The 4,752-nt window shown below is 54.0% G+C and carries 7 protein-coding genes; 1 reads left to right on the top strand and 6 read right to left on the bottom strand.

The features are described from left to right. The first annotated feature begins 233 nt into the window (after window positions 1-233). A complete protein-coding gene (locus tag EHS19_RS08710; protein WP_151917368.1) occupies window positions 234-1,343 on the top strand; it encodes an ATP-binding protein in 1,110 nt (369 codons plus the stop codon). Between the two features lie 30 nt (window positions 1,344-1,373). Here EHS19_RS08710 and EHS19_RS08705 read toward each other — a convergent pair whose 3' ends face one another. The 6 genes from EHS19_RS08705 to EHS19_RS11070 form a co-directional block, all read right to left on the bottom strand. Continuing rightward, a complete protein-coding gene (locus tag EHS19_RS08705; RefSeq protein ID WP_151917367.1) occupies window positions 1,374-1,775 on the bottom strand; it encodes a hypothetical protein in 402 nt (133 codons plus the stop codon). Beyond that, a complete protein-coding gene (locus EHS19_RS08700; RefSeq protein ID WP_151917366.1) occupies window positions 1,775-2,128 on the bottom strand; it encodes a hypothetical protein in 354 nt (117 codons plus the stop codon). The genes EHS19_RS08705 and EHS19_RS08700 overlap by 1 nt, the downstream gene beginning before the upstream one ends. Before the next feature lie 13 nt (window positions 2,129-2,141). Continuing rightward, window positions 2,142-2,606, bottom strand: a complete 465-nt coding sequence (locus EHS19_RS08695; protein WP_151917365.1) for a hypothetical protein — start codon at window positions 2,604-2,606, stop codon at window positions 2,142-2,144. Window position 2,607: 1 nt separating this feature from the next. Further along, complete coding sequence (locus EHS19_RS08690; RefSeq protein ID WP_151917364.1) at window positions 2,608-3,306, bottom strand: DUF4417 domain-containing protein; 699 nt, start codon at window positions 3,304-3,306, stop codon at window positions 2,608-2,610. A 172-nt stretch (window positions 3,307-3,478) separates the two neighbouring features. Beyond that, window positions 3,479-3,883, bottom strand: a complete 405-nt coding sequence (locus tag EHS19_RS08685) for a hypothetical protein (protein ID WP_151917363.1) — start codon at window positions 3,881-3,883, stop codon at window positions 3,479-3,481. 675 nt (window positions 3,884-4,558) lie between these two features. Further along, on the bottom strand, window positions 4,559-4,752 hold a 194-nt coding region (locus EHS19_RS11070), incomplete at its 5' end, for a hypothetical protein (RefSeq protein WP_206666341.1).

The following is a 4,752-nucleotide window of genomic DNA, read 5'->3' as shown; positions in this document are numbered from 1 at the left end:
TGGGCCGTGCAGTCGGTGGAATTGTTCAATCATGGTGTTGCTTCTTGTTCTATTTGTTCTATTTGTTCTATTTCGTATCCTATATAGGGCTTACTATCGTTGGAATTGCAACGATAGTAAGCCCTTATGATTCGTGGGTCGGGCTTGTTCTAGAGATTTTCTATTTGTTCTATATGCGGGTATATTGAGGATACGTATGCATAGGACAACCGGCGTTGCGAAGGAGGATTGTCATGGCGTTTCCTGCGAATCCGTTCAAACCAACGGCAGGCGTGATGCCTCCGGTACTCATTGGCCGCGAATCCATAGGATTGGATTTCTCTGAAGGGTTGGATGATGGTCCCGGTGCGCCTGATCGCCTGATGCTGATCACCGGTCCGCGAGGCAGCGGGAAGACCGTGATGCTTACGGAACTGGGACTGATCGCCGTGCGCAGACATTGGACGGTGATCGATGAAACCGCGTCCGAAGGCTTGGCGGAACGCCTCATCGCGCGTATCGCCCCGGAATCGAGTCGCATCGCCGGAGTGAGCATCAAACCGTCGTTGATGGGTGCCAGCTTGGGCGAGGTGAACATCGCGCCGGCATTGCGTCCCTCCACGCTGCGCGACGCCATGTCCGCGCGGCTTCGTGCGCTGGGCAAAGGCAAAGGCCTACTGATTACCATCGACGAGACCCAGGATGCGAGCATGGAGGATATGACCGCCATCGCGACCGCTGCTCAGCACATGCTACGCGACAACGCGGAAGTCGCGTTCGTTTTTGCGGGTTTGCCGTCGCTCGTCTCCGATTTGCTGAACACCAAGGTGCTGACGTTCCTGCGCCGCGCTTCGATCAAGGAGCTCGGTGACGTGCCACTGGACGAAGTGCGGGACGCGTTCGCGTCCACGATTCGTAACGCTGGCCTGTCGATCACTGATGAGGCTCTGGATCTTGCGGCGCAAAGCACGGGTGGTTATCCGTACATGATTCAACTCGTCGGATACAACATGTGGCGCATGGCGCGGCGTCGTGCTAACGGATTAGGACTATCCATCTCATTGGACGACGTGAGCGTTGGCGCGGAACAGGCGCGGGCGAAACTGGGGGAGGGCGTGTGCGCGCCTGTGATTAAGCAGCTTTCCGATCGGGCGGTTGACTATGTAACGGCCATGGCGCAGGATGACGGGCCATCATCGACTGCGGAAGTCGCTGCGCGTATGGGAGAAAGCATGGATTATGCCAATATCTACCGTCAGCGTCTGATCGAAGACCATATCATCACGTCTCCGGCGCGAGGCTTCGTCGATTTCGCCATTCCGTTCCTGCGCGAGTACCTACGCTCCCTGCATCGGCCTGAATGATTTCCGGCGGATTCTTATGGCTCCCTTCCACTAGTCAATGTGGCAGGTAATGCCCTTCGTCGTTACTGCGATGCGGAATGCTTCGATGCTCCGGCTGGAAAACCTTCGATAATGTGGATTGCCGCACTTCGGGCGATCATTATGGATGACGAGCTCCTCGACATGCTGGTATTTCATCCGCTCCAGGAAAGCGTCCATGTTGTCTTTGGTTTGCGCGTGGGCGTCAAGCCAGCTTGCATTGACGCGACGCACGACGACACCCCGCTCGGCATCCCATAGATTGTATGGTTCTCCGAGCGGAATGTCGTCGGTGGAGGGATCAGATGCGGCGGAATCAACCGACTGTGAGCGACTGCTTGGTTCCGCTGCAACAACATCCGTCAGATGCTGATACCAGCATTCCTTCGAATCGTTCCTCTCCGTCGGACTCATCAGCCTACGATCTCCATGCAGGTGTCGTGATTCTCAGCCATCTGTAATGCAGAGATCAGAGTGTTCAGACCCCGCTGTTCGGTCTCATCCGTGGAACGCTTCAAGGTTGTTTTCGCCATCGTCAGTGCTTGAGGAATATCCTTTGCAAGGATGAATTCCTCTTCATAATAATCAATGATGATGCCGAACATGGCGTTGTAGCTATCGAATAGTGGGTCGAGCAGCCAGCTTTCCTTCTCGGTCAGATCAAATTCTTGGCAATTGGGGAGATCGGCGTCGCCGCCAGTTCCCAGCAGTTCGTTCTCTCCCTCCTTATTCAAGGGAACCAGAAGCGTGTATGCCTGTTCGCACATGAGAATTCCTTTCTTAGGATTTATGCTTAGGGGATTCGATTTGCAGCATGTGTTTGATTCGGAAATGGGTTATTGGGTTGTACTGTTCGGGCGGCAGGACCCTTACCTTCTTTCCACTGACGATGACGTACCGTGGATTGTGACCGGATAAGTCCAAATATTCCGGCCGCTTTCGCGTCGAATGTTTGAGGTCTTGAATACGAAGATATCCTCCACCGATATCAACAAGTACATCGATTGCGCCGTCGAGGCTTCGGTAATGGATCTTGTTGCCCTTAACGATCGGTGAAGCTCTTGGAGCGAAACGTTCGACGATTTCGGGGAGGGAAACCTCTTGCCAGTTCTGTCGGTACATCAGATTGCGGGCTTTGCCTCGTAGAATTGAGATGTACAGTCGGTCGTCGCCTCGTTCGCGTTGTCGGTCTGCTTCCGCCTTCTGATGTTGGACGGTGGAGGAGTAGTTCGCTTTCACATCCATGTCATGCAGCCTTTCTGATGAGGGCGGCATCATATGATCGCCTGCGGTACTCCTGATATTGGGTGTAGGTGACTTCGAACTCGTTGAGAACCGTTGCGTAACGCTTCAGCATTGGTCCGTAGACGAGCAGGTGCTTCGGATTGGTGATGAGCAGTTTCGTGCGCAGTGTGAACTCGCCGTAGTCCTTGTCCTTATGATTGCCGTGCGAGCATCCGAGTGTGCCGACTGCGAACATGGAGTTCCGCGGATATGCCTGTAGCGCGGGGACTGTGGACCGGTCGCCGATGCGCCAGTTCGGGATGACGCGCACGCCGTGTAGCCCGAGCCAGATGGTGGCCATCATGCTGAGTGTGATGTTGAACCGTTGGAGATCGGGGTCCATGCCGATGCGCGGGCTCAGGTCGAATCCGGCGACCGCGAGAAAGCGCTTGTATTCCGGCAGGTCCTGTTCGAGGTGGAACAGACGCTGGTACAGGAACTTATCGTCCATATACATGGCGACAACGGTGTTCCCCGGGTTCTTGGTCTTGTTCCGGTTCCTCCAGTCGATCATGTCCTTGATGTCGTTCGGGTTGCAGTTGAACATGATCGATTCGGGGAATATGGGATAGCCGTCCTTGGTGAACGTGATGCCGGTGGCCAGCAGCTCTGCGCAGAGCCATGCAAAAAGAGTGAAAACGTTACGTTCGGACGTCATCATAATGCTCCTCCTTGTGAAGAGAAAGGTAACAAATGTAAACAATCCGCTTCAGGAAGGAAGATGGCGTGAGATAATGTGAAATGCAGGTGACATTATCTTCGTCATCTTCCAGCGCGGTAGACTATTGGCGTAGTCTGCCGCGCTTTCCTTTGGCGCTTGGTTGTGCGGTGGACTAGTCCGCAGTAGTGCTTCTCCTTTCTATGGGAGTCCAATCGTTGAGGTCGAAGATCATGGCATGGTCGTCCGGGTAGAATCGTCCGGCGACCTTGCATCCTTTCTCTTCCAGATTCCAGTTTCCTAGTGTCTGAAGAGTGTCTTTCAGGTCAGTGTTGTTCCAGCGGACTCCGGCGCGAGCTGATCGTCCGTCTCGCAGGAACGGACGTGCGTCCTGTGCGTCTTTGTTGCATGGGATGACGGCTATTTTGAGGCCTGTTTTGTCTACAAGCACTTGGACGTATGCGGGGGAGTCCAGTTTTTCGACCACAGTCTTGTTGAAGTTGATGCCGTCCTTGGTGATGGACATGCTTGGCACTCCGGTCACATAGGGCATCACCTCGAATGAATCAAGCAATCCCATTTGCGCTCCTTAGGCTTCGTACCTGTTCTGCCGACAATTCTATATCACTTTGCATTGGCTTGTGTTTGACTATTGGTCTGGATTGATGTTTTGGGGGCTTCTGATGGTTCTGTCGGTATTGTTTTGGGGGACAACGTGGTGTCGTGTGGGTGAAATCCTTCACTGAGAATGGCTTATTTGGTGACTAACTGAGGGGAATCAGCGTTGTTTCAGTCGCTCGTGGCTGTAATTCCGTGGTGCGGCGTGAGGGCGTTGGGTTAATGTGAATGTATTGTGTAGATATTTGATTCGCGTTGGTGTGGCATCATTGATGGGGTGCTCGCTGTCGGTTTGCATTCCAACTGTAACCGTATATTCACATGGGAATTGAATGGCAAATACAAACGAACTGGTGACTGATTGGAGAAAGTCTTCATGTCGCGGAAACGGACCGATATAAATAAAGCGGGAAAGTGTTTACATGTGGAGAATGGCAATGTGCATCGTGGGACCAATGCGCATGCCGAATCGACAACAGTGTTGCATTAAGTTTGGTATTCGCTTGCGTTGCAGCGGGAGTTTACGTGGCGGGTGGAGGCGATTGCGGCGGCGCGGGCGAAGGTCGAGCGGGCGCTCGCCTTGGATGACGAGCTGTTCGCCTCCCTCCAATCCCGCGCCTTCCGCGGCGAACTGTAATCACATACCCCCTTGGCGTCTCTTACCCGCTCGCTGACGCTCACTGACGGTCTTGATTTGTGTTTTTGTGTAGTTCGACTGGTCTGGCTGGGCGGTGCGGCTGGGGTGTGGGGCGAAAAGTGGGCTGTTTTGCACCATATCTTGCAGTTGTGTGTACCGGCGGCTGGAGATCGGGTGAAAACGGGTGGCTCCTG

The sequence above is a fragment of the Bifidobacterium jacchi genome, from assembly GCF_009078285.1.
In the GTDB taxonomy this organism is placed as follows: Bacteria; Actinomycetota; Actinomycetes; order Actinomycetales; family Bifidobacteriaceae; genus Bifidobacterium; species Bifidobacterium jacchi.
This window is presented reverse-complemented; position numbering and strand designations above follow the sequence as displayed.

Coding starts and splice junctions, on each gene's coding strand:
- EHS19_RS08690 (WP_151917364.1), bottom strand. CDS start 3,306: ATGATGACGTCCGAACGTAACGTTTTCACTCTTTTTGCATGGCTCTGC.
- EHS19_RS08705 (WP_151917367.1), bottom strand. CDS start 1,775: ATGAGTCCGACGGAGAGGAACGATTCGAAGGAATGCTGGTATCAGCAT.
- EHS19_RS08685 (WP_151917363.1), bottom strand. CDS start 3,883: ATGGGATTGCTTGATTCATTCGAGGTGATGCCCTATGTGACCGGAGTG.
- EHS19_RS08710 (WP_151917368.1), top strand. CDS start 234: ATGGCGTTTCCTGCGAATCCGTTCAAACCAACGGCAGGCGTGATGCCT.
- EHS19_RS08695 (WP_151917365.1), bottom strand. CDS start 2,606: ATGGATGTGAAAGCGAACTACTCCTCCACCGTCCAACATCAGAAGGCG.
- EHS19_RS08700 (WP_151917366.1), bottom strand. CDS start 2,128: ATGTGCGAACAGGCATACACGCTTCTGGTTCCCTTGAATAAGGAGGGA.